This is a genomic window from Cellulomonas sp. T2.31MG-18 (assembly GCF_964266755.1).
GTDB lineage: Bacteria > Actinomycetota > Actinomycetes > Actinomycetales > Cellulomonadaceae > Cellulomonas.
In genome coordinates this window covers 1,426,855-1,446,323 of the sequence record NZ_CAXWGW010000001.1, presented here as the reverse complement: position 1 = coordinate 1,446,323, position 19,469 = coordinate 1,426,855, and the positions used below count along the sequence as shown (strand labels likewise).

The 19,469-nt window shown below is 74.3% G+C and carries 15 protein-coding genes; 5 read left to right on the top strand and 10 right to left on the bottom strand.

The genetic code is table 11. The features are described 5' to 3' along the window. Positions 1 to 10 precede the first annotated feature (10 nt). Genes ACFQTY_RS06730 through ACFQTY_RS06705 form a run of 6 tightly spaced genes read right to left on the bottom strand, consistent with a single transcriptional unit; the run spans position 11 to position 8,762 of the window. A complete protein-coding gene (locus ACFQTY_RS06730) occupies positions 11 to 1,399 on the bottom strand; it encodes a GH1 family beta-glucosidase (RefSeq protein ID WP_378098682.1) in 1,389 nt (462 codons plus the stop codon). Beyond that, complete coding sequence (locus tag ACFQTY_RS06725; protein ID WP_378098680.1) at positions 1,396 to 4,053, bottom strand: glycoside hydrolase family 2 TIM barrel-domain containing protein; 2,658 nt, start codon at positions 4,051 to 4,053, stop codon at positions 1,396 to 1,398. Before ACFQTY_RS06725 ends, ACFQTY_RS06730 begins: the two co-directional genes overlap by 4 nt. Next, positions 4,044 to 5,627 carry a sucrose phosphorylase gene (gtfA, locus tag ACFQTY_RS06720; RefSeq protein ID WP_378098678.1) on the bottom strand — a complete coding sequence of 528 codons (1,584 nt, stop codon included), beginning with the start codon at positions 5,625 to 5,627 and terminating at the stop codon, positions 4,044 to 4,046. The genes ACFQTY_RS06725 and gtfA overlap by 10 nt, the downstream gene beginning before the upstream one ends. Continuing rightward, positions 5,627 to 6,313, bottom strand: a complete 687-nt coding sequence (locus ACFQTY_RS06715; protein WP_378098676.1) for an aspartate/glutamate racemase family protein — start codon at positions 6,311 to 6,313, stop codon at positions 5,627 to 5,629. The genes gtfA and ACFQTY_RS06715 overlap by 1 nt, the downstream gene beginning before the upstream one ends. Then, on the bottom strand, positions 6,298 to 7,197 hold the full coding sequence (locus ACFQTY_RS06710; RefSeq protein WP_378098674.1) for a hypothetical protein: 900 nt from the start codon (positions 7,195 to 7,197) through the stop codon (positions 6,298 to 6,300). Before ACFQTY_RS06710 ends, ACFQTY_RS06715 begins: the two co-directional genes overlap by 16 nt. Further along, positions 7,194 to 8,762 carry an L-fuculokinase gene (locus tag ACFQTY_RS06705; protein WP_291758951.1) on the bottom strand — a complete coding sequence of 523 codons (1,569 nt, stop codon included), beginning with the start codon at positions 8,760 to 8,762 and terminating at the stop codon, positions 7,194 to 7,196. The genes ACFQTY_RS06710 and ACFQTY_RS06705 overlap by 4 nt, the downstream gene beginning before the upstream one ends. 86 nt (positions 8,763 to 8,848) lie before the next feature. On the opposite strand from ACFQTY_RS06705, the gene ACFQTY_RS06700 reads away from it, so the two are divergent. From ACFQTY_RS06700 to ACFQTY_RS06690, 3 genes are read left to right on the top strand one after another with little or no spacing between them, the layout of a single operon-like run. Continuing rightward, complete coding sequence (locus ACFQTY_RS06700; protein WP_291758952.1) at positions 8,849 to 9,631, top strand: DeoR/GlpR family DNA-binding transcription regulator; 783 nt, start codon at positions 8,849 to 8,851, stop codon at positions 9,629 to 9,631. Next, the gene (otnK, locus tag ACFQTY_RS06695; protein ID WP_291758955.1) at positions 9,628 to 10,944 is read left to right on the top strand and encodes a 3-oxo-tetronate kinase; all 1,317 of its coding nucleotides are present in this window, start codon (positions 9,628 to 9,630) and stop codon (positions 10,942 to 10,944) included. The genes ACFQTY_RS06700 and otnK overlap by 4 nt, the downstream gene beginning before the upstream one ends. Further along, the gene (locus ACFQTY_RS06690; protein WP_291758957.1) at positions 10,941 to 11,582 is read left to right on the top strand and encodes a class II aldolase/adducin family protein; all 642 of its coding nucleotides are present in this window, start codon (positions 10,941 to 10,943) and stop codon (positions 11,580 to 11,582) included. The genes otnK and ACFQTY_RS06690 overlap by 4 nt, the downstream gene beginning before the upstream one ends. A 12-nt stretch (positions 11,583 to 11,594) precedes the next feature. On the opposite strand, the gene ACFQTY_RS06685 is transcribed toward ACFQTY_RS06690, so the two are convergent. Continuing rightward, complete coding sequence (locus ACFQTY_RS06685; RefSeq protein WP_291758959.1) at positions 11,595 to 11,882, bottom strand: STAS domain-containing protein; 288 nt, start codon at positions 11,880 to 11,882, stop codon at positions 11,595 to 11,597. A 245-nt stretch (positions 11,883 to 12,127) separates the two neighbouring features. After that, entirely contained in the window at positions 12,128 to 13,504 is a 1,377-nt protein-coding gene (locus tag ACFQTY_RS06680; protein ID WP_378098670.1) for an ABC transporter substrate-binding protein, read from the bottom strand. Between the two features lie 221 nt (positions 13,505 to 13,725). Here ACFQTY_RS06680 and ACFQTY_RS06675 point away from each other — a divergent pair, with 221 nt between their 5' ends. Further along, on the top strand, positions 13,726 to 16,197 hold the full coding sequence (locus tag ACFQTY_RS06675) for a hypothetical protein (protein WP_378098668.1): 2,472 nt from the start codon (positions 13,726 to 13,728) through the stop codon (positions 16,195 to 16,197). A gap of 15 nt (positions 16,198 to 16,212) precedes the next feature. On the opposite strand, the gene ACFQTY_RS06670 is transcribed toward ACFQTY_RS06675, so the two are convergent. Continuing rightward, positions 16,213 to 17,151, bottom strand: coding sequence for a carbohydrate ABC transporter permease (locus tag ACFQTY_RS06670; protein WP_378098666.1), 939 nt, complete (start codon positions 17,149 to 17,151; stop codon positions 16,213 to 16,215). Continuing rightward, the gene (locus ACFQTY_RS06665; protein ID WP_378098664.1) at positions 17,151 to 18,116 is read right to left on the bottom strand and encodes a carbohydrate ABC transporter permease; all 966 of its coding nucleotides are present in this window, start codon (positions 18,114 to 18,116) and stop codon (positions 17,151 to 17,153) included. Before ACFQTY_RS06665 ends, ACFQTY_RS06670 begins: the two co-directional genes overlap by 1 nt. A 253-nt stretch (positions 18,117 to 18,369) precedes the next feature. Between ACFQTY_RS06665 and ACFQTY_RS06660 the strand changes: the two genes are divergently transcribed. Continuing rightward, entirely contained in the window at positions 18,370 to 19,413 is a 1,044-nt protein-coding gene (locus tag ACFQTY_RS06660; protein WP_378098662.1) for a LacI family DNA-binding transcriptional regulator, read from the top strand. Positions 19,414 to 19,469 lie beyond the last annotated feature (56 nt).

Genomic DNA, 19,469 nt, shown 5'->3' with positions numbered 1-19,469 from the left:
TGGGTCGAGGTCAGCCGAAGGGGGTGATCGCCGGGAGCCGGTCCGGCAGCGTGCCGGTCCTCGCTATCTCGGCGTAGAGCAGGCCGGAGTCCTTCACCGTCCGCCGGCCGGTCGGGTAGTCGACGTGCACCAGGCCGAACCGCGGCCGGTAGCCCAGCGCCCACTCGAAGTTGTCCAGCAGGGACCAGTGCAGGTACCCGAGCACCCGCGCCCCGGCCCCGATCGCGTGGTGCACCGCCCGCAGGTGCCCGAGGAGCAGCTCGGTGCGACGCACGTCGTGCACGCGGCCGTCGTGGGTGGGGCCGTCGCCGAACACGCCCCCGTTCTCCGTCACCATCGACGGCACCCCGTACTCGCGCTCGATGCGCACCAGCAGGTCGCGCAGGGCGTCGGGCACGATCTCCCAGCCCTCGTCGCTGCGCGGGTTGTCGTCGGTCGCAGTGACCACGCGCCAGGGGAACGCCCGGTCGGGACCGACCGGGGCGGCCGCGACGACGCGCCGCGTGTAGTAGTTGACGCCGACGAAGTCGCTCCGGCCGGCGATCGCGGGCTCGTCGCCCTCCCGCACCACGTCGTCCACGCCGTGGCCCAGCGCCCGCTCCCAGTGCGCGCGCATGTCGGCGGGGTACCCCTGGCCGAGCAGGGCGTCGAGGTACCACCGGTTGACGTACCCGTCGGAGCCCCACGCCGCCGCCCGGTCCTCGGGGGCGTCCGTCGCCGGGTCGCACGGGAACAGGCTCAGCGCGGCGCCCACCTGTGCCCGCCCCGAGGCGGCGTGCAGCACGTCCGCCGCCCGACCGTGGCCGAGCAGCACGTGGTGGGCCGCCCGGAACGCGGCGTCCAGGTCGGCGACCCCCGGCGCGTGCAGGCCGAGCTGGTAGCCGAGCAGCGAGACGATCCACGGCTCGTTCTGGGTGATCCACCACGTGACACGGTCCGCGAGGCGGTCCGCGACCGCGGACGCGTACTCGCCGAACGCGTCGACGGTGGACCGGCCCGCCCAACCGCCGTCGCGCATCAGCTCGGACGGCATGTCCCAGTGGTTGAGCGTGACCACCGGGGTCGCGCCGCGCTCGAGGAGCGCGTCGACCAGCCGCTCGTAGTGGTCCAGGCCGCGCTGCTCCACCGGACCGCGGCCGGTCGGCAGCACGCGCGACCAGCCCACGGAGAACCGGTACGCGCCCAGGTGCAGGTCGGCGACCAGCTGCACGTCGTCGGCCCACCTGCGGTAGGAGTCGCACGCGATCGAGCCGTCGCCGCCGCCCTCGACGGCACCGGGCCGGGCGGTGAAGTCGTCCCACACCGACCGGCCGCGGCCGTCGGCGGTCAGGCTGCCCTCCGTCTGGTAGGCGGAGGTGGCGGCGCCCCACAGGAAGCCGTCGGGGAACGTCGTGCTCATGTGCGCGGGGTCCTCTCCAGGTCGATGCGTACGGGCGGTGCGTTCCAGGACTCGAGCCGCAGCGCGCGCCCCTCGGGCGGGGCGTCGACCCAGTCGACGCGGTAGGTCCGTGCGGTCCCCGGCAGCAGCGGCCGCGGGTCGCCGGACGGCACCGCCCAGCCGGGCGCCTCGAACGGACGGTCGTCCGCCAGGGTCAGACCGACCACGGCCGGGCCGCTCCGGTGGACCACGTGCACCAGCACCTGGTCGTCGTGCGGGACCGCCGTCACCTCGACGGCGGAGGGCGCGAGGTCCAGGAGGGGCGCCCAGGTCGACGCCGTCGAGGTGAGCACCAGCTCGTGGTCGACGAGGTCCCCGTCAGGCCCCTCCCACAGCGCCTCCCACAGGAGCATGGCGTCGGGCGGCAGCCCGTCCGCCGGGACCTGGAGCGCCCCGACCGGCACGGGGTCGCCCACGGCGTGCCCGACGGTCCACCGTCGCTCGCCCAGCACGTCGCCCGCCAGGGTCCGCAGGCGGGCGGTGACCACCGAGCCGGCCGGGCGTCCGACGCCGGACCACAGCCACAGCTCGGCGTCCAGCGCGGGGTCCCCGCCCAGCACGGACGTGGGGGCCTGCACGGTCACCCGCTCCGCGGCGAAGGCCCTGGTCACGGCATGGAAGGCCGGCTTCGGGTCGCCGCGGTGGTCCACGCTGCTGGTGCACCAGGCGTTCGGGTAGGACTCGGCCAGCTGCCACGGCAGCACCAGGGAGCAGCGCGGCCAGCGGCGGCGGTCCGCCTCGACGGCGTACGCCAGCCCGGTCGCCTGCAGCAGCTGGCTGGCCCGCCGCAGCTGATCGAGGTCCGTGAGCCGGTCGCCGAAGCTGCGCGCGACCAGCGGGGCGTTGTCCCACCAGTCACCCAGGTGCCGGTACACCGGGTTGCTGCGGTCGGCCGGCCAGCGGTCCGACGGCGGCACCAGGTGCTCGAGCAGGCGCCGGTTCGCCATGCCCTCCACGCCGAACTCGGTGTGCGCCAGCGCGGTCGCGGAGTCGTAGAGCCGGTGCTGCTCGCGCAGGCCCTGGTGCTCCCAGGGGCCGTGCACGTCGTGATGGTCCTCGGGTCGCGCGCCGCCCTGGCCCGGTCGGTAGTGGAACACGGGGCCGGACGGCGAGGTCGGCAGCCAGCTCCGGCCGGGGTCGAGGCGGGCGACCACCTCGTGCAGCGTCGCCAGCGCCGGTGAGCGGTCGTCCGTCAGCGGGCCGCCGTCGTCGTCCAGCTCGTTCCCGCCGGCCCACACCAGCAGGCTCGGGTGGTGCGTGCGCCGCGGCACCAGCTCCTCGGCGTCCCGCCGCAGCAGCTCGAGGTACTCGGCGTCGGTGCTCGGCGCGCTCTGCAGCCCCGAGCTCGACAGGGAGAACTCCTGCCAGACGAGCAGCCCGGCCTCGTCGCACGCCTCGTAGAACGCCTCGGTCTCCACCAGGCCGCCGCCCCAGACGCGCAGCACGGCCGCGCCCGACCGCGCCGCCAGGTCCACCAGGTGCCGCACTCGGGCGGGCGGCACGGCACCGTGCTGCGCGTCGACCGGCGCCCAGTTCCAGCCGACGCCCGGAACCGGCCGGCCGTCCACCTCCAGCCGGTACGGCAGCGACCCCGCGGGCGCGCCCGGCGCCTGGACCAGGCGCGCGTCCCGGAACCCGGTCAGCCCCTCCCAGCGTGGCTCGACGTCGTCGTCCACCCGCAGCCGCACGCGGTACGTGGTCGGGGTGCCCAGCCGCTGCGGGAGCCAGTGCCGGGGCTGCGGAACGGTGACGGCGACCGTCGCCGTGTCGTCGCCGTCACCCACGTCGGCGGCCGCCGACGCCACCACCCCACCGTCCGTCGCGACCACCTCGAGCCCGACGCGGGTGCCCCGGTGGCCGGGGTCCAGCCGCAGCACGGCCGTGACCAGGCCGTCCGGCCCGTCGGGCGCCAGCCGCGCCTGCACCTGCACCTGGGCGAGGTGGGTGCGGGCGGTGACCACGCGCACCGACTTCCAGGCGCCCTGGTGCGGGAACCGTGGGGAGAAGTCCCAGCCCTCGTTCAGCCGGGGAGCGTGCCGGCCCACCAGCTCGGTTCGACCCACCTGCGGCTGCCCGGGGGGCACCGGGGCGATCACCAGGGCGAGCCGGTGGGGGCCGGCCCCCGCGGCCGCACCGGTCAGCGCGAACCGGGCCTGCCGGTACAGGGTCTGCGTGCGGCCCAGCACCTCGCCGTCCCACAGCACCTCGGCCTGCGGGTCCACCCCGTCCACCTCGAGCACCCGCGTGCAGCCGCTCGGCAGGTCGGCGAGGTCGACCTGCCGACGCAGCACCCACGAGCGGGTACCGGTCCACTCGCAGTCGCGGGACTGCCGGGCCCGGTAGGGGTCGGACAGCTCGCCGCACCGCCACAGGTCGGTGACCACCGTGCCGGGGACGGTCGCCGGCCACCAGCCGGGCGCGGCGCCCGGGCCGACCGAGACACCGGCCGCCGGGTCGGGGACGCTGTTGCGGACCGGCCCGAGCGGCGCGTCCACGTACCAGCGCCACGTCTCCCCCAGCGCCTCGCGCAGCCACCACCCAGGACCGCCGAGGTCGAGCACGGCACCGGTGAGCACCTCGCCGAGCCTGCTCGCCGCCGGGTCGTTCAGCGCCACGCCGCCACCGCGTCCCACGCGGCCAGCTCCGCGACGGAGGTGGCCTCCACCGTTCCCTCGGGCGTGGTCGCCGCCACCCGCAGCTGCCGCCGGCCGGGCGTGAAGTCCGCGATGAGCCGGACCCGGTGCTCGCCCGCCGTCCAGTGCAGCACGATCCGGTGCTCGTCGAGCACCTCGACCGAGTGCTCGCCGGCGAAGGCCGGGTGCTCGGTGCGCAGAGCGACGAGCGCGAGCTGGGCGCGGGCGACCTCCGTGGTCAGGGCGTCACGCAGCTCCTCGGCCGTGTAGCGATGCCGGTTGGCCTCGCGGCCCTGCCCGGTCCGCTCGTACTGCGGCACGTCGTTGAGACCCCCGAGCAGCCCCACGTAGTACACCTGCGGGAGGCCCGGCAGGAACAGCTGGACCGCCCGCGCCAGCACCAGGGCGGTCGCGTCGCCGCCGAGGACGCTGAGGAACGTCGACGCGATCTGGTGCGGCACCCGCGTCCAGGCGACGCGCTGGGACATCCGGTCGGACGCGCCGCCCGTGAGCTCGGCGGCGCCGGCGAACAGGGCCGCCATCTCCTCCTCGTCGAGCAGACCCGGCCGGCCCGCCCCCGGCCCGGCGTCGACCACGCCGATCCCGTCGTGCGTGTCCAGCACCGTGATGGTGTTCCGGGGCCGCACCTCGAGCCACTCGACCAGCGGACCGATCCGGCCCGTGCCCATCGCGTGCAGCAGCAGCGGCGGCAGCGCGAAGTCGTACACCAGGTCGACCAGCTCGGCGACCGCCTGCTGCTGGGACACGTGCGCGTGCACCTCGACGAGCACCACGAGGCCCTCCTCGTGCGCCATCGCGACGGCCTCGCGGACGAACCGCAGCGTCTCGGGCGTGACGAAGCTGTCGGTACCGGGGGTCTTGACGGCGTAGCCGACGGCGTCGAGCCGCACGATGCGCACGCCCGCAGCGGCCAGGGTCCGCATGATGCGGCGCAGGTACTCGCGGGCGACCGGGTGGTCGACGTCGAGGTCCACCTGGCTGGGCAGGAAGGTGGTCCACACGAGCCGGCGGGTGCCGTCCGCCTGCTGGTACGGCGTGAACGGCAGGCCGCCCCGCGGTCGGTAGATCCGGGTGATGTCCGCCTCTGTCCCGCCGTGCGGGAACACCCGGTCGTAGGTGAGGAACATGCCGTCCCACGGCGAGGCGGTGCCGTGCGCCAGCCAGTCGGTGAACTCCCGGGAACGGGCCGACACGTGGTTGACGATCAGGTCGGCGGTGAGCACCAGCCCGTCGTCCGCGAGCGCGCGGACGTCGGCCCACGTGCCAAGGCGCGGGTCGACGGTGCCGTGGTCCACGGGGTCGAAGCCGGCGTCGTCGCCGTCGAACGGCGTGAAGAACGGCAGGAGGTGGACGCCGGAGAAGCGGTCGAGCGGACCCGTGGTCAGCAGCCGGCGCATGCCGGCCAGGTCACCGCCGAGCCGGTCGGTGTAGGCCAGCAGGTGCACGCCCGCCAGCACCCGCCCGGCTTCCCCGGCTGTCCCGGTCCCCCCGGCGGTCGGCTCGGCTGCCCCGGCCGTCTCGGGCTCCCCGGCCATCAGGGCAGCCTCCCGTCGACGACCTCGAGGAACCGCCGGACACCGCTGGTCGGCGAGCTCAGCACGGGGACGCCGGGCGCCGCGCCTGCCGCCGCCCCGGCCATCGACGCCTGCGCCAGCACCACGACGTCCGCCCGGGCGGCCGCCGCGCGCGCGGCCTGCGCCACCAGCTCGTCGTGCCGTCCCAGGTCGCGGGCGCTCCGCGCGTCGAACGCGCCCTCCACGACGGTCGCCTCGACCGCGAGCTGGCGACCCGCCGCCCGGGCGCTGCGCTCCACGAGCCGCGCCGTCGGTCCGAGCGTCGAGGCGAGGGTCGCCAGCACCGTGACGCTGCCGCTGCCGCCGGCCGCACGGGCCACCGCCTCGTCGGCCATCGCGGCGTCGACCCGGACCACCGGCACGTCGACCAGGCCGTCCACCTCGTCCGCCACCTCACCGATCGACGAGCACGTCACCAGCACCGCCCCGGCCCCGACGTCCACCAGGTGCCGGACGTGCGCGAGGACGGCGCGTCGCACCTCGTCGGTGGCGCCGACGGCCACGGCCGTGCTCAGCAGCCAGGCGTCGGCGACGTGCACCCGGCGCAGCCCGGGGCGCGCGTCGTCCAGCAGCCCGTCGAACGTCGGCACCAGCCCGGGCACGGTGTGCAGCAGCCCGACGAGGCCCGCGGTCATGCCTGCCGCCACGGGCGCGCCTCGGCGTCGACGACCTCCACCAGCCGTTCCAGGCGGGGCACCGACACGGCGGCCAGCGCGGCCGGCACGTCCGGTCGCCCGACGACGTCGCTCCACAGCGCGCGGCCGGCCAGGAACCCGCTCGCACCCCCGCGGCACGCGGCGGTGACCGCCGCCAGGAAGCTGTCCCGGTCGACGCCCTGGGAGAGCACCACCCACGGCCCCTGGATCCGGGCGCCGAGCAGCTCCGAGAGGTGCTGCAGCTCCTCCGGCGAGCCCACGCCCGCACTGGGCACCTGCGCCTTGTAGAGGCTGGGTCCCAGCGGCGACAGCTCCGAGGCCGCCTCCCGGATCGCCGCGTCGAGGTCCCAGCTGCCGTCCCGCTGCTCGGCGGGCGTCGCCCGGACCACGGGCTCGAGCACGGACAGCAGCCCGCGCTCGCGTGCGGCCGCCACGAACCGCTCCGCGAGCGCCACCCGCTGCTCCCGGTGCGCGTCGCGGCGCCAGATCACCAGGAGCTTGAGCGCCGCCACGCCGCCGAGGTCGGTCTCGTCGAGCACCACCCGGTCGAGCGAGGTCTCCTCGACCGGTCCGCCCTCCTCCTGCTCCAGGGCGTCCGCCGCGAGGATCAGCCCGCAGCCGGGCGGCAGCAGGCCTCCGGCGCGCATGTCCTCGAAGCCGTAGTGCCGGTCGATGAGGAACCCGGACGCCAGCGGCGCGAGCGCGCGGGCGACGTCGAGCTTGAACCGGACGATCGCGTCGCGGTCCGGCCGCCCGGCACCCGCCTGGTCGAACATCGTGCTGAGGCTCTCGCGCTGGTCCATGGCCACCATGGCCAGGCCGCCGGACGGCCGGGCGATCGCGTCGAGGGTGGGTGCGGAGGCGGCTGCGGTCATGCTGGGTCCTTCCGAGGACGGGTGAGCGCACCCTGCGGGGCGCCCACGGGGGCAGGTGTGGCGGCGGTCGCCGCGGCGAGCACGCCGGGGGCCCCGGTGGCGGCGGCGACGAAGCGTGCGGCGACCGCGTCGTAGCGCGGGTCGGGCCGGCCGGGCGCGGCGACGGCGGACAGCTGGGCCGAGCCGAGCCCGACGCGCTCGGCGGCGAGCAGCGCGGCCCCGACGGCCACCGGTTCGGGGCAGTCGGTGAGCTGCAGGGGCACCTCCGCGACCTCGGCGGCGACCCGCGCCCACGCCGGGTTGCGCACCAGCGGCGCGCCGAGCGCCGTGATCGCGCCGGGCCTCCACGCCGGTCCGCCCGCTCGTGCGGCGAGGCGCTCCTGCTCGGCGGTCATCCAGCGGGCGTGCAGGCAGACGCCCTCGAGGACGGCCTTGGCGAACCTCGCCGCCGGACGGCGCTCGCCGAGCACCTCCAGGCGGGCGGACGGGTCGGGCTCCGGCGTCTGACGGCCCGAGACGTACGGCAGGACCAGGACCCCCGTCGGCCCGGGACCCGCGGCGTCGACGAGGCCGGGCAGCTCGTCCAGCGGCAGCCCGGTGGTCTCGCTCCACCACCGCAGGGCGGCCCCCGCGCTCGACGACCCCGCGAGCAGCGCCTGGTCCCGGCCGGACGGTGTGACCACCACGCTCATCCCCGCCCGGGACGCCGCCCGTCGCAGGCCGGGCTCCAGCGGCCCCCCGAGCACGGTGATCACCGCCTCGGAGGTCCCGACGGAGTCGACGCGCTGACCGGGACGCCGCACGCCGGCGCCGTAGGCACCGACCGCGTGGTCGTGCCCCGCGACCACCACCGGGGTGCCTGGCCGCAGCCCGGCCGCGACCAGGGCCGCGGACCGGACGTGGCCGGCCACCGCGCCCGGGGCCACGACGTGCGGCAGCCGGTCCGGGCGCAGCCCCACCTCGGCGAGCAGCTCCGGGTCGAAGCCGACCGGCAGCGGCCCGCTGCCCTCGGGGAGCCGGTACGCCTGGGTGCGTCCCGCCAGCGTGTGGTCCGTCGCCAGGGTCCCGGTCAGCACCAGGCACGCCAGGTCCGCGACCCCGGCCCACCGCACCATCGCCGACCAGCGGTCCGGCTCGTGCTCGCGCAGCCACGCCCACGTCGCCAGGGGCACCTTCGCCGACGGCCGCACGCCGGTGGCGGCCGCCAGCTCCTGCGCGCCGAGCCGCTCGGCGAGGCGGCGCGCCTGGACCTCGGCACGGTGGCCGTCCCAGCGCAGCCAGTCGCCGAGCGGTCGGTCGTCGCCGTCGAGCGGCACGCCGGTCTCCGCCATGGAGGAGATGCCGACCGCATCCGGCGCCGCACCGTCACGCAGCACCTCGCGCACCAGCGCGGCGAGCACCGGCTCCAACGCGGCGGGGGCCGGTGTGGCAGCCCACGCCGTGGCCACCACGCGCACGGCGCCGTCGCGCACAACCACCAGGGCCGCCTTCGTGTTGGTGGTGCCGAGGTCCAGCCCGAGGGCGCGCACGGACGCCCCCTCGTTGGCCCCTGCACCGGCGCTCACGACCCCCAGTATGTTCATGCACGAACAGATTGGTCAACGAATGTGCGCCCGTTGACATCCCGCCCGGGCCGCCGTTCAATGGCGCCGTGCGCTACACCGCCGCGCCCCGGCGACGCGAGGAGCTGCTGCGGCGCATCACCGACACCGGCTACGTCTCCAGCGCCGCCGCCGCGAGCGAGTTCGGCGTGTCCGAGATGACGATCCGCCGCGACCTGCACGCCCTGGCAGCGGACGGTCTCGCGCGCCGGGTGCTCGGCGGCGCGAGCGCGGCCGCCCTCCCCTACAGCGAGCGCCGCGGTCTCGCGGAGCGCGAGAAGGAGGCCGTCGCGCGCGCCGCGGTGCCGCTGCTGGCCGGAGCGGCGGTCGTCGCGCTCGACGCCGGCACCACGGTCGCCGCGCTCGCCCGCGTGCTGCCCGGCGGCCTCACGGTGGTCAGCCACTCCGTGCCGGTGCTCACCGCGTGCAGCGAGCGCGAGGACCTCGAGGTCCTCGGCCTGGGCGGCGTCTTCCACCGCGAGACGCGGTCGTTCACCGGCGAGCACACACGCGCCGCGCTGGCGGACCTCGCGGTCGACGTCGCCGTGCTGTCCGCCACGGGGGTGGGGCCGGACGGCGTCTACTCGGCCAAGGCGGCCGACGCGGAGGTGAAGCGGGCGATGCGCGCCTCGGCCGCCGCGGTCGTCCTCCTGGTGGACCACCGCAAGCTCGACGTGCGCGCGCCGATCCGGTTCTGCCGGCTCGAGGACGTCCGGACGGTCGTCGTCGACGACGGCGCCTCCGCCGAGCAGCTCGCCATGCTGCGGGACCGGTGCCCGGAGGTCGTCGTGGCCCGCACCGGGTCGGCCGGGGACGGCGCGCGGGCCCGATGAGCGGCCCGTTCCTCGGCGTCGTCGCCGACGACCTGACCGGCGCGTGCGACCTGGCGGACGCGGTGGCGGACGCCGGTGCGACGGCGTCCGTCGTGGTCGGCGTCCCTGCGGCGGACCAGGCCGCGCCGGCCACCGACTGCCTCGCGGTGGCGCTCAAGACGAGGACCGCGCCGGTGGACCAGGCGGTGGCGGAGTCGGTCGACGCCGCTCGCTGGCTGCTCGACGCGGGTGCCGAGCGGCTCTACCAGAAGTACTGCTCGACCTTCGACTCCACGCCGGAGGGCACCATCGGGCCCGTCGCCGACGCGTTGCTCGACCTCCTGGCCTCCCGGACCGGCAGCGCGACGGCTGCCGGCGTCGGCACGCCCGCGACCCCGCGCTCCGGCCGCACGCAGTACCTCGGCCACCTCTTCGTCGGCGACCGGCTGCTGTCGGAGTCGCCGCTCAGGGACCACCCGCTCACCCCGATGCGTGACGCGGACCTGGTGCGGGTGCTCACGCCGCAGACCACCTCGGCCGTGCGGCTGCTGCCCTGGCAGAGGCTGGTCGACGGCCCGGCTGCCGCGGTGCGCGCACTGACCGAGCTGGCCGCGGGCCGCCGCACGCTGGTTCTCGCCGACGCGCTGCGCGACCAGGACCTCGACGTGCTGGCCGGCGCCCTCCGGTCGGTGCCGGGCGAACGCCCGTTGCTGCTGTCCGGGGCGGCCGGTCTGGCCGCCGCGCTCGCCCGCAGCCACGCCGGCGCACCCGGGGACCGGGCTCGTCGCGGGGTGACCCGTCGCACCCGCACGGTGCCCGCCGGCAGCCGGCTCATCCTCTCCGGCAGCTGCTCGGCCGCGACGCTGGCCCAGGTCGAGGACTTCGCTGGCGTGCACGTGGAGCTGGACCCCGTCGCCTTGGCGCAGGACGGGCCCGCGGCGGTGGACCGGGTGCTCGCCCGGATCGCCGACGCGCTCGCCCGCGAGCCTGCGGGCCCCGTCCTGGTGACCTCGTCGGCCGCGCCGGACCGGGTGCGCGACGTCCAGCGCCGGCTCGGTGCGGCGGCCAGCGACCTGCTCGAGTCGTGGACGGGGCACGTCGCCCGACGGGCCGTCGACTCGCTCGGCGTGCGGCGCCTGCTCGTCGCGGGCGGCGAGACGTCAGGAGCCGTCGTCCGCGCGTTGGGCGTCCGCACCCTGCAGGTCGGCGCTGCCGCCGCCCCCGGGGTGCCGTGGACCGTGAGCGAGGACGGCCCCCCGCTGGCGCTGCTCCTCAAGTCCGGCAACTTCGGGGACGCCGACCTGTTCAGCACCGCGTGGAGCACCTGCCCATGAGCACCTCGGACCACGACCTGACGCGGGCGCTCGACGCGCTCGTCGCCGCCTGCCGGCACCTCGCCACCCAGGGCCTCTCGCCGGGCGGCTCCGGGAACGTCAGCCTGCGCGTCGGCACGCGGCTGCTCGTCACGCCCACCGGGTCCAGCCTCAGCCGCCTCACCCCCGAGGCGGTCACGGTGCTCGAGGACGGCGAGGTGCGCAGCGGCGGCCGGCCGTCGAAGGAGCTGCCGCTGCACCGCGCCTTCCTGGCCGCCCGGCCGGAGCTGACGGCGGTGGTGCACCTGCACTCCCCCTACGCCGTCGCGGCCAGCTGCCTCGACGCCACGGCGCCGCCCCCGGCCACCGGACCGCTGCCCGCGCTCACGCCGTACCAGGTGATGCGCCTCGGTGCGCTGCCCGTCGCGCCGTACGCGCCGCCCGGCAGCGCCGAGCTCGCGCAGGGCGTGGCGGCGCTGGCCGGGGAGCACACCGTCGTGCTGCTGGCCAACCACGGGTCCGTGGTGGCGGGGCCCACGTTGGACGCCGCGACGGACCTGGCGGAGGAGCTCGAGGCGGCCGCGAGGCTGCACTTCGTGCTCGCCGACCGTCCCCACCGGCTGCTCACGCCGGAGCAGGTGGACGCGCTGCGGCGCTGAGGCGGGTGCCGCCTACGGGGCCGGTGCCCCCTCGCCGGCCTCTGCCTGCGCCTCCTCCACCGCCCCGCGGAGAGCGCCACCGAACTCCCGGAACTGGCGCTCGAGGTGCCGCAGGGCCGCCCGGGCGGGGTCGTCGGCCAGCCGGAGCTCGGTCACGTCGACCAGGGCCTGCGGGCCGGCACTGTCCAGCAGCGACTGCAGCGTCTCCCGGAACTCGGTCACCGTGGTCACGTCGAGCACGCCCCGCACCACGATCAGCGCACCCGGCGCGTCCAGACCGAACTCGATGCTCACCTCCATGACGCACCTCCCGCGAGGTCGCTCAGGGTCGTCCGCCCACTTCTCTGCACCATAAGCGGGAGCCGCCGGAGCGGCGACCGGCCACGGCGGCGGCACTGACCGCTGCCGTGGCGGTCCCGGGGGAGCGACGGTGACGGCAGGTGTTCCACGCCTCGCCCGGACCGCACCCGCGGCACGAACGACGACGCGGGGCGGGCCCCGGAAGGACCCGCCCCGCGTCGCACAGCCTGATCGGCCGCTGCCCGCTACTTGCCGCCGAGGTTGTTGTAGGCCTGCATCACCGTCTGCTGCGCATCGGCGAGTGCGTTCTTCGACGTCTTGTTGCCGAGCAGAGCCGCAGTCACGGCGTTGGACAGCTCCGTGGCGATCTGCTGCCCCACCGGGGAAGCGCCGAACGACTTCCCGTGGGCGAGGACGTCGTAGTAGGTCTGGATGACCTGGTCGAAGTCCTTGTTGCCGGACGGCTTCACGTACTGCGAGCGGATCTGCTGGTCCGCCTCGGGAGAGCCGGTGAACAGACCGGTGTTGATGCCGCCCTTGGCCGCCAGCGTCTTCACGCGCGCCTCCTCGGCGGCGATCCACGCCTTCGTGGTGGTCAGCTGCAGCGCCCACTTGCACGCGGCGTCGGGGTTCTTGGCACCGGTGGGGATCACGAAGCTGGTGCCGCCCGCGACGGTGAACGGCTGGCCGTCAGCGCCCTTGAAGGGCACCGCCTGCAGCGTCACCTGGTTCAGGTACGGCGACAGCACATTCGGGTACCACTGCGCGTCGACCTGGGCGCCGACCTGCTTGGACACGAACTGGTTCTTGGCGCCGAAGAAGTCGAAGGCGTCGGCGAAGCTCTTGTACTTCGCGTAGCCGCCCTGCGCGTCGAGGATCTTCTTCAGATCGTCCAGTGCCTTCACGTTCGCCGCGTCGTCCAGCGTCGGCTTGCCGTCGGCGTCGGTGAGCTTGCCGCCCATGCCGAGCACCCAGAGCGGGGCCTGGCCTGTGGGCTGCGGGTCGAAGCCGAGGGTGGCCGGGACGTCGCCGTTGGTCTTGTACATCTTCTGGATCGCCGGGATCAGGGTGTCCAGCTTGGACGTGTCGATCTGGTCGTTGCTGACCCCCGCGGCGTCCATCACGGTCTTGTTCAGGATGATCGCCGGCGGCTGGTAGAACTGCGGCACCGCCCAGACGTGGCCCTTGAGCCGGACGTCGTCGACCACGTAGGGGTACCAAGCCTTGTCGGGGTTCACCTGGTACGCCGCGAAGCACTGGTCGAGCGGCATGATCAGGCCCTGCGCGGCATAGGTGCCGACGTACCGGCGGTCCATCTGCACCACGTCGGGGACGTCACCGCTGGCCAGCCGGGTGGTGAACTTCTGCGCGTCGAACGCCGTGGCGTCGAGCTTGATCGTCACGCCGGACAGCTGGCTGGCCGCGTAGTCGATGCGCGCCTTGCCGACGTCGTCCGCGTTGTCGAACGCCCATGCGTTGAGCGTCCCGGAGGGGCTCGTGCCGAACGAGGGTGCCGCGCTGGAGGATGCCTTGCCGCTGGCGCCGCCGGTCGAGCAGGCGGCCAGGAGCACGAGGAGCGGCACGGTGCCCATCGCGACCATGGACTTGCGGATCTTCTTCATGCTGTTCCCTTCGGGCGGGATGGCCGGCCCCGTCGCCGGACATCGGGAAGCTCCCCAGATCTGGAAACCTTTCCACATGGGAAGGTAACCAGCAGAGGCAGGCTCGCACAAGAGCCTCGTGCGCACCTGTCGAGCAGGCGTTCCGCAACCGAAATGTGACCCGGGACCCCTGCGGCGACACTCTACGATCGTGTGGCGACGATCCCACACAGTGAGGTGTCATGAGCCGGATTCGCCAGGTTCTGCTACTCGGTCACACGCACCACGACGTGGGCTACACCAACAGCCCACGCATCGTGGACCGAGCCCACAAGGACATGGTCCGTCGGGTGCTCGACCTCTGCGACCGGGACGGGACGCCCGGGCCCGACCAGCTGCGGTGGACCTTCGAGGTCGCCCGCCCGGTGCTGCGCTTCCTGCAGGAGGCGCCCGAGCCGGACGTCGCACGGCTGCGCGCCCGCGTCGCCGAGGGCCGCATCTCCGTCACCGGCGGCTACCTCAACATGACGCAGCTCCCCTCCACCGCCGAGCTGGAGGCGGGCTACGAGGCGGTCGACGCGTTCCGGGCCGTCGGCCTCCCGGTGCGGACCGAGCAGCACGGCGACATCAACGGCATCGCCTGGGGCACCGTCGAGGCGATGCGACGTGCCGGCCTGGACCGGCTCGTCATGGCGCTGAACCCCGACCACGGCCGCCCTCCCCTGGTGCAGCCGTCCGGCTTCTGGTGGGAGGGCGTGTCCGGCCAGCGGGTGTTCGTCTGGCTCTCGACGCACTACGGCGTCGGGGAGGAGTGGGGGATCGTCGACGGCGACACCGAGGCCGCCGAGCGCCACATCTCGCAGTTCGTCGCCGCGCTCGAGGCCCGCCCGTCGTACCCGTTCGACGTGGCCGTCGTCCACGCCGGCAACGACAACCGGTGGCCCACGGCGCGCTTCCTCGACGTCGTCCGGGACTGGAACCGTCGGCACCCCGAGCGGCCCATGCGGACCGCCACGATCGACGACGCCCTGGACCGGCTCCTGGCGGGCGCGACCGGCGAGCTGCCCGTGATCCGCGGGGAGTGGTCGGACTGGTGGAGCCACGGCCACGGCTCGACGGCGCGCGAGGTCGCCGTCTACCGGGAGGCGCGCTCCTTCGCGCGCGCGGCGGGGACGACGCTGGGGCTGACGCGGCTCCGCGGCGACGGCAGCCCCGCCCTGGCCGAGGTGGTCGGCTACCGACGGGGTCCGTACCGGCTGCGCGGGGACGACGAGGTGCTCCGCGACCTGGCGGCCGTCGAGGAGCAGCTCCTGCTGTTCACCGAGCACACGTGGGGCTCGTGGGAGTCCTACTCCAAGCCGTTCTCGACCTTCAGCCACTCCGCGTGGAACGCCAAGGCGGGCTTCGCGTACACGGCCTTCGACGAGGCCCGGGACCTGGCCGTCGAGGGCTTCTTCCGGCTGCTGGCCAGCGGCCCGGGCGACGCGCGCGCCGCCGAGCGGGCGCTGGCCGTGGTGAACCCGACGGCGTCGCCGCGGCACGAGCCCGTCGAGGTCGAGGTGGACGGCCGCAGGCGCACCCGCACGGTGGTCGCCGTGCCCGCGTTCGGCACGACCCTCGTCCCCCTCCCGCCCCAGCCAGTGCCCGGCGGGCACGCGGACGCGATCACCTACGGCTCGTTCACCGTGCGGTTCGACGCGGCCGCGGGTGGCGTCGTGTCGATCGTCGACCGGCGGGACGGGCGCGAGCTGGTCGACCCGGCCGCCGTGCACGGGCTCGGCGCGGTGGTGGTCGAGGAGGTGGTCCCCGGGAGCGTCCACCCGATGACGGACGACCCCAAGGCGTTCCACCCCGAGGATCCCGGGCCGCCCTTCCGGCAGTCCACCGCGCCCGCGACCGGGGTGCCGGAGGTTCTCGAGGCGCCGGGCCTGCGGCAGCTGCGCTGGCGCAGCGAACCCGCCGGCCTGCCGCCGGCGACCACGACCCTGACGCTGTACGAGGACGTCGACGCGATCGACCTCGAGGTGGACCTCGCAAAGCCGGAGCGGTTCGGGCCGGAGAGCATCTTCGTCGCGTTCCCGTTCCTCGCGCAGCATCCTGAGGTGCTGCTCGAGACGGCGGGGGCGGTGTTCGCCGCGGACACGGAGCAGCTGCCGGACACCAGCAAGGACTGGTACTCCATCCAGCACGCCGTGGGGGTCAACGGGGAGCACGGCGGGTTCCTGTGGGTGAGCCTCGACGCTCCGCTGGTGCAGCTGGGCGGCTTCCGGACCGGGCTGTGGGCGACGACGCTGGATGCGACCGCGGGTCATCTGAACAGCTGGTTGATGAACAACCTGCACTTCACCAACTTCCAGGCGCGGCAGGAGGGCACCCGCCGGTACCGCTACCGCCTGGTGCCGACCGCGACGCGGGTGACCCGGGAGCAGGTCGCCCGGTTCGGGCACGAAGCGCTCGAGCCGCTGCAGGCGCGCGCGTACGACGGCCCCGTGGTCCTGGACGGGCCCTCCGGGCTGCAGGTGGAGCCCGCCGACCGGCTGCTCGCCGAGGTCAGGCCCGTGGCCGGGGACGCGGTCCGCGTGCGGCTGCGCGCGCTCGGCCCGGACCCGGTGGAGGCAACCGTCCGGTGGACGGGTGCCGGCGTGGCCGGCGGTGGGACCGTGCGGGTGGACGGTCACGGGGTCGCCGACGTCGTCCTCCGGCGCCGCCCGTGACCGTCCGGCCCGGCTTCAGCCCTTCCGCCCCTGCGTGGCGACTCCCTCGATGAAGTACCGCTGACCAAAGGCGAAGAGCGCGAGCATCGGCAGCGTCACCAGCAGCGCCGCCACCATGACGAACTGGTAGTCGCCCTGGCCGCCGTTGGTCGGGCTGTAGCGGGTCATCGCGTAGGCGATGCCCAGCGGGGCGGTGAACTGCGACACCTGCCCGGCGTTGAGGTAGATCAGCGCCGCCTGCAGGTTGTTCCAGCTCGCCTGGAACTCGAACAGGAAGATGATGATGAACGACGGGATCGACAACGGCATCGCGATCCGCCAGAACAGGCCCCAGTAGCTGGCGCCGTCGATCCGCGCCGCCTCGAACAGCTCGCGCGGCAGGCCGAGGAAGAACTGGCGCTGCAGGAAGATGTAGAAGGCCGAGCCGAAAAGGTTCATCCCGAACAGCGGCACCCACGTGCCCAGAAATCCTGTGTACTTCCAGATCAGGTACGTCGGCACCATGGTGACCGCGCCCGGAAGCATCATCGTGGCGAGCACCAGCCCGAACAGGAAGCCGCGACCGGGGAACCGGAAGTAGGCGAAGCCGAACGCCACGACAGAGCTGGAGATCGCGACCGTCGTCGCTGCCAGCAGGGCGATCGACAGGCTGTTGAAGAGCCAGTGCACCAGCGGAAGCTGGGTCCACACCTCGACGTAGTTCGACCAGTGCGCCGGGGACGGCCACAGCGAGTTGTCGAACACCTGCCCCCGGCCCTTGAGGCTCGCGGCCAGCAGCCAGGCGAACGGGTACATGAACAGCACCCCGAACCCGATCGAGACGATGAACGCCACCGTCCTGCCCAGGGTCCACCGCCGGGGGCGCCGGGCCTCCAGCGCGGTCGGAGGGCTCGTCGGATCGCTGCTGCGACCCCGTGCGGCCGTGACGGTCGTCGGTGCTGCGTGGCCCGCCATCACTTGTTCCCCTCGTAGTAGACGAAGCGGTTGCCGAACCGCACCTGGATCGACGTGATGATCATGATGATGACGAACAGGAGCCACGCCATCGCGGCCGCGAAGCCGAAGTTGAACTGGCGGAAGGCCTGCTGGAACAGGTACACGGCGTAGAACAGCGAGGCCTCCGGGGAGGCGTTGTTCTGATCCCGCCAGAACAGCAGGTAAGCCTGGTCGAACACCTGGAACGCCGCGATCGACAGCACGATCACGTTGAAGAAGATCGCGCTGGAGATCATCGGCAGCGTGATGTTGTAGAACTGCCGCACGGGACCGGCACCGTCCAGGGACGCCACCTCGTAGAGCTCGCGCGGCACGTTCTTGAGCGCCGCCAGGAAGATCACCATCGTGCCGCTGACCGCCCAGAGGGTCATCAGGACGATGGACGGTTTGACCCAGTTCGGGTCGACCAGCCACTGCGGCCCGTGGATCCCGATCAGCCGCAGCCCCTGGTTCACCGCACCCGTGTTGCCGTTGAGGAGCAGGAAGAACACCGCGGCGGTCGCCACGGCGGGGGTCATCTTGGGCAGGTAGTAGACCGTGCGGAACACCCCGGCACCGCGGACGATCCGGTTCAGCAGGCTGGCCAGCAGCAGCGCGAAGCAGATCTCCAGGGGAACGGCCAGGACGGCGTAGAACAGCGTGTTGCTCAGCGACAGCCGCACCCGGCGGTCGGCGAAGAGTTCGGTGTAGTTGCTGAGACCCGCCGGCGTCGCGACGTTGGTCGCCAGGTTGTAGTGGCTGAACGAGATGATCAGGCTGTAGATCATCGTGCCGGCCGTGAAGATCAGGAACCCGATGATCCACGGGGAGATGAACAGGTAGCCCGCCAACGCCTCGCGGCGGTTGTACGTCACCTTGCGTCCACGGGGCGGCCGCGGAGCGCGCTCCTTCTTCGGGGCCGAACGGGTGCTCACCTGCGCCATGTCGAGGCCTCCGTCGCTCGGGACGACGCCGGTGTCCGCTCCACGTCGTGCAGCAGGACTGGGACCGACGGTGTGGCATCGTTGCCACACCGTCGCACTATAAGTGAGGGAATGGGCCGCGGCAATCGGAACCGGGATGGTTCGGGCGCCGGGTTCCCCACGCTCGTGGCCCGCGTCCCTCACGCCGGCCACCCCGATCGACGCGGTGGCCTCGGCGGTAGGGTGTCGTTGCCATACGGAGGAGAGGAGCCCGATGAGCGACCTCGCGGGCCGGAACGGCAACCGCAACCGCCGCGCCACCCTCAAGGACGTCGCGCTCGCCTCCGGGCTCTCCCAGTCGACCACGTCCCGCGCGCTGAGCGGTGAGGGCTACGTCGCCGAGGCTGCCCGCCAACGGGTCCTCGCCGCGGCCGAGCAGCTCGGCTACGTCCCGCACGCCATGGCCCGCAGCCTGCGTAAGCAGGTCAGCCGGTCGGTCGGCGTGCTCGTCTCCGACCTCCGCAACCCCTTCTACGCGGACCTCGCGGCCGGCATCGGTGCGCAGGCGCGGGCGCGGGGCTACACGATGATGCTGGTGGCGGACCAGGGGCTCGAGGAGGAGCAGCTCAGCGCCGCCCAGGCGTTCGTCGGCACCCGCGCCGCGGGGGTCATCGTCACCCCGCTGTCCGCCGCGGTGCCGCAGTACCTGCTCAGCCAGCAGATCCCCGTGGTGGAGGTCGACCGCCACTTCCTGCCGCAGGCCTGCGACTCCGTCACCATCGACAACGAGACCGTCGCCCGGCGCATCACGGAGCACCTGCTGTCGCTCGGCCACCGCAGCATCGGCCTGCTCATCGACGAGACGGCGTGGACCACCGGCGAGGCCCGCATGGCCGGGTACACCCACGCGTTGGAGGACGCCGGGCTCGAGGTGGACCGCGGCCTGATCATCGCCGCCGGGTCGGACGTGACGGCCGCCCGCGCGGCGGTGGTCGACATGCTGGCCCGGCGGGTGCGGCCCACCGCGATGTTCGCCGCGAACAACCTCCTGGCGGAGGGCCTGTGGCGCGCGGCCCACGCCCTCGGCCTGCGCATCCCCGAGGACCTGAGCATCGTCTCGTTCGACGACGCCGAGTGGATGAGCATGGTCGAGCCCGGCATCACGGCGATCGCGCAGGACGCCGTCGCGCTGGGCGAGGCGGCGATGGACCAGCTGCTCGACCGCATCGCCGACCCGGACGCCCCGCCGGCGGACATCGTGCTCGAGGCGCGGATCGTGCCGCGCGGCTCCACGGCGGCGCCGGGCGGGTCGCACTAGCGGGCGCACCGCAGTCCGACGGCCGGGACCGTCGATCTGGGATCGTTGCCACAGGC

Bases quoted from the DNA above. Each gene is read 5' to 3' on its own strand.
- ACFQTY_RS06710 (WP_378098674.1), bottom strand. From the start codon at position 7,197: ATGACCGCAGCCGCCTCCGCACCCACCCTCGACGCGATCGCCCGGCCG.
- ACFQTY_RS06665 (WP_378098664.1), bottom strand. From the start codon at position 18,116: ATGGCGCAGGTGAGCACCCGTTCGGCCCCGAAGAAGGAGCGCGCTCCG.
- ACFQTY_RS06730 (WP_378098682.1), bottom strand. From the start codon at position 1,399: ATGAGCACGACGTTCCCCGACGGCTTCCTGTGGGGCGCCGCCACCTCC.
- ACFQTY_RS06675 (WP_378098668.1), top strand. From the start codon at position 13,726: ATGAGCCGGATTCGCCAGGTTCTGCTACTCGGTCACACGCACCACGAC.
- ACFQTY_RS06670 (WP_378098666.1), bottom strand. From the start codon at position 17,151: ATGGCGGGCCACGCAGCACCGACGACCGTCACGGCCGCACGGGGTCGC.
- gtfA (WP_378098678.1), bottom strand. From the start codon at position 5,627: ATGGCCGGGGAGCCCGAGACGGCCGGGGCAGCCGAGCCGACCGCCGGG.
- ACFQTY_RS06680 (WP_378098670.1), bottom strand. From the start codon at position 13,504: ATGAAGAAGATCCGCAAGTCCATGGTCGCGATGGGCACCGTGCCGCTC.
- ACFQTY_RS06685 (WP_291758959.1), bottom strand. From the start codon at position 11,882: ATGGAGGTGAGCATCGAGTTCGGTCTGGACGCGCCGGGTGCGCTGATC.
- otnK (WP_291758955.1), top strand. From the start codon at position 9,628: ATGAGCGGCCCGTTCCTCGGCGTCGTCGCCGACGACCTGACCGGCGCG.
- ACFQTY_RS06660 (WP_378098662.1), top strand. From the start codon at position 18,370: ATGAGCGACCTCGCGGGCCGGAACGGCAACCGCAACCGCCGCGCCACC.
- ACFQTY_RS06690 (WP_291758957.1), top strand. From the start codon at position 10,941: ATGAGCACCTCGGACCACGACCTGACGCGGGCGCTCGACGCGCTCGTC.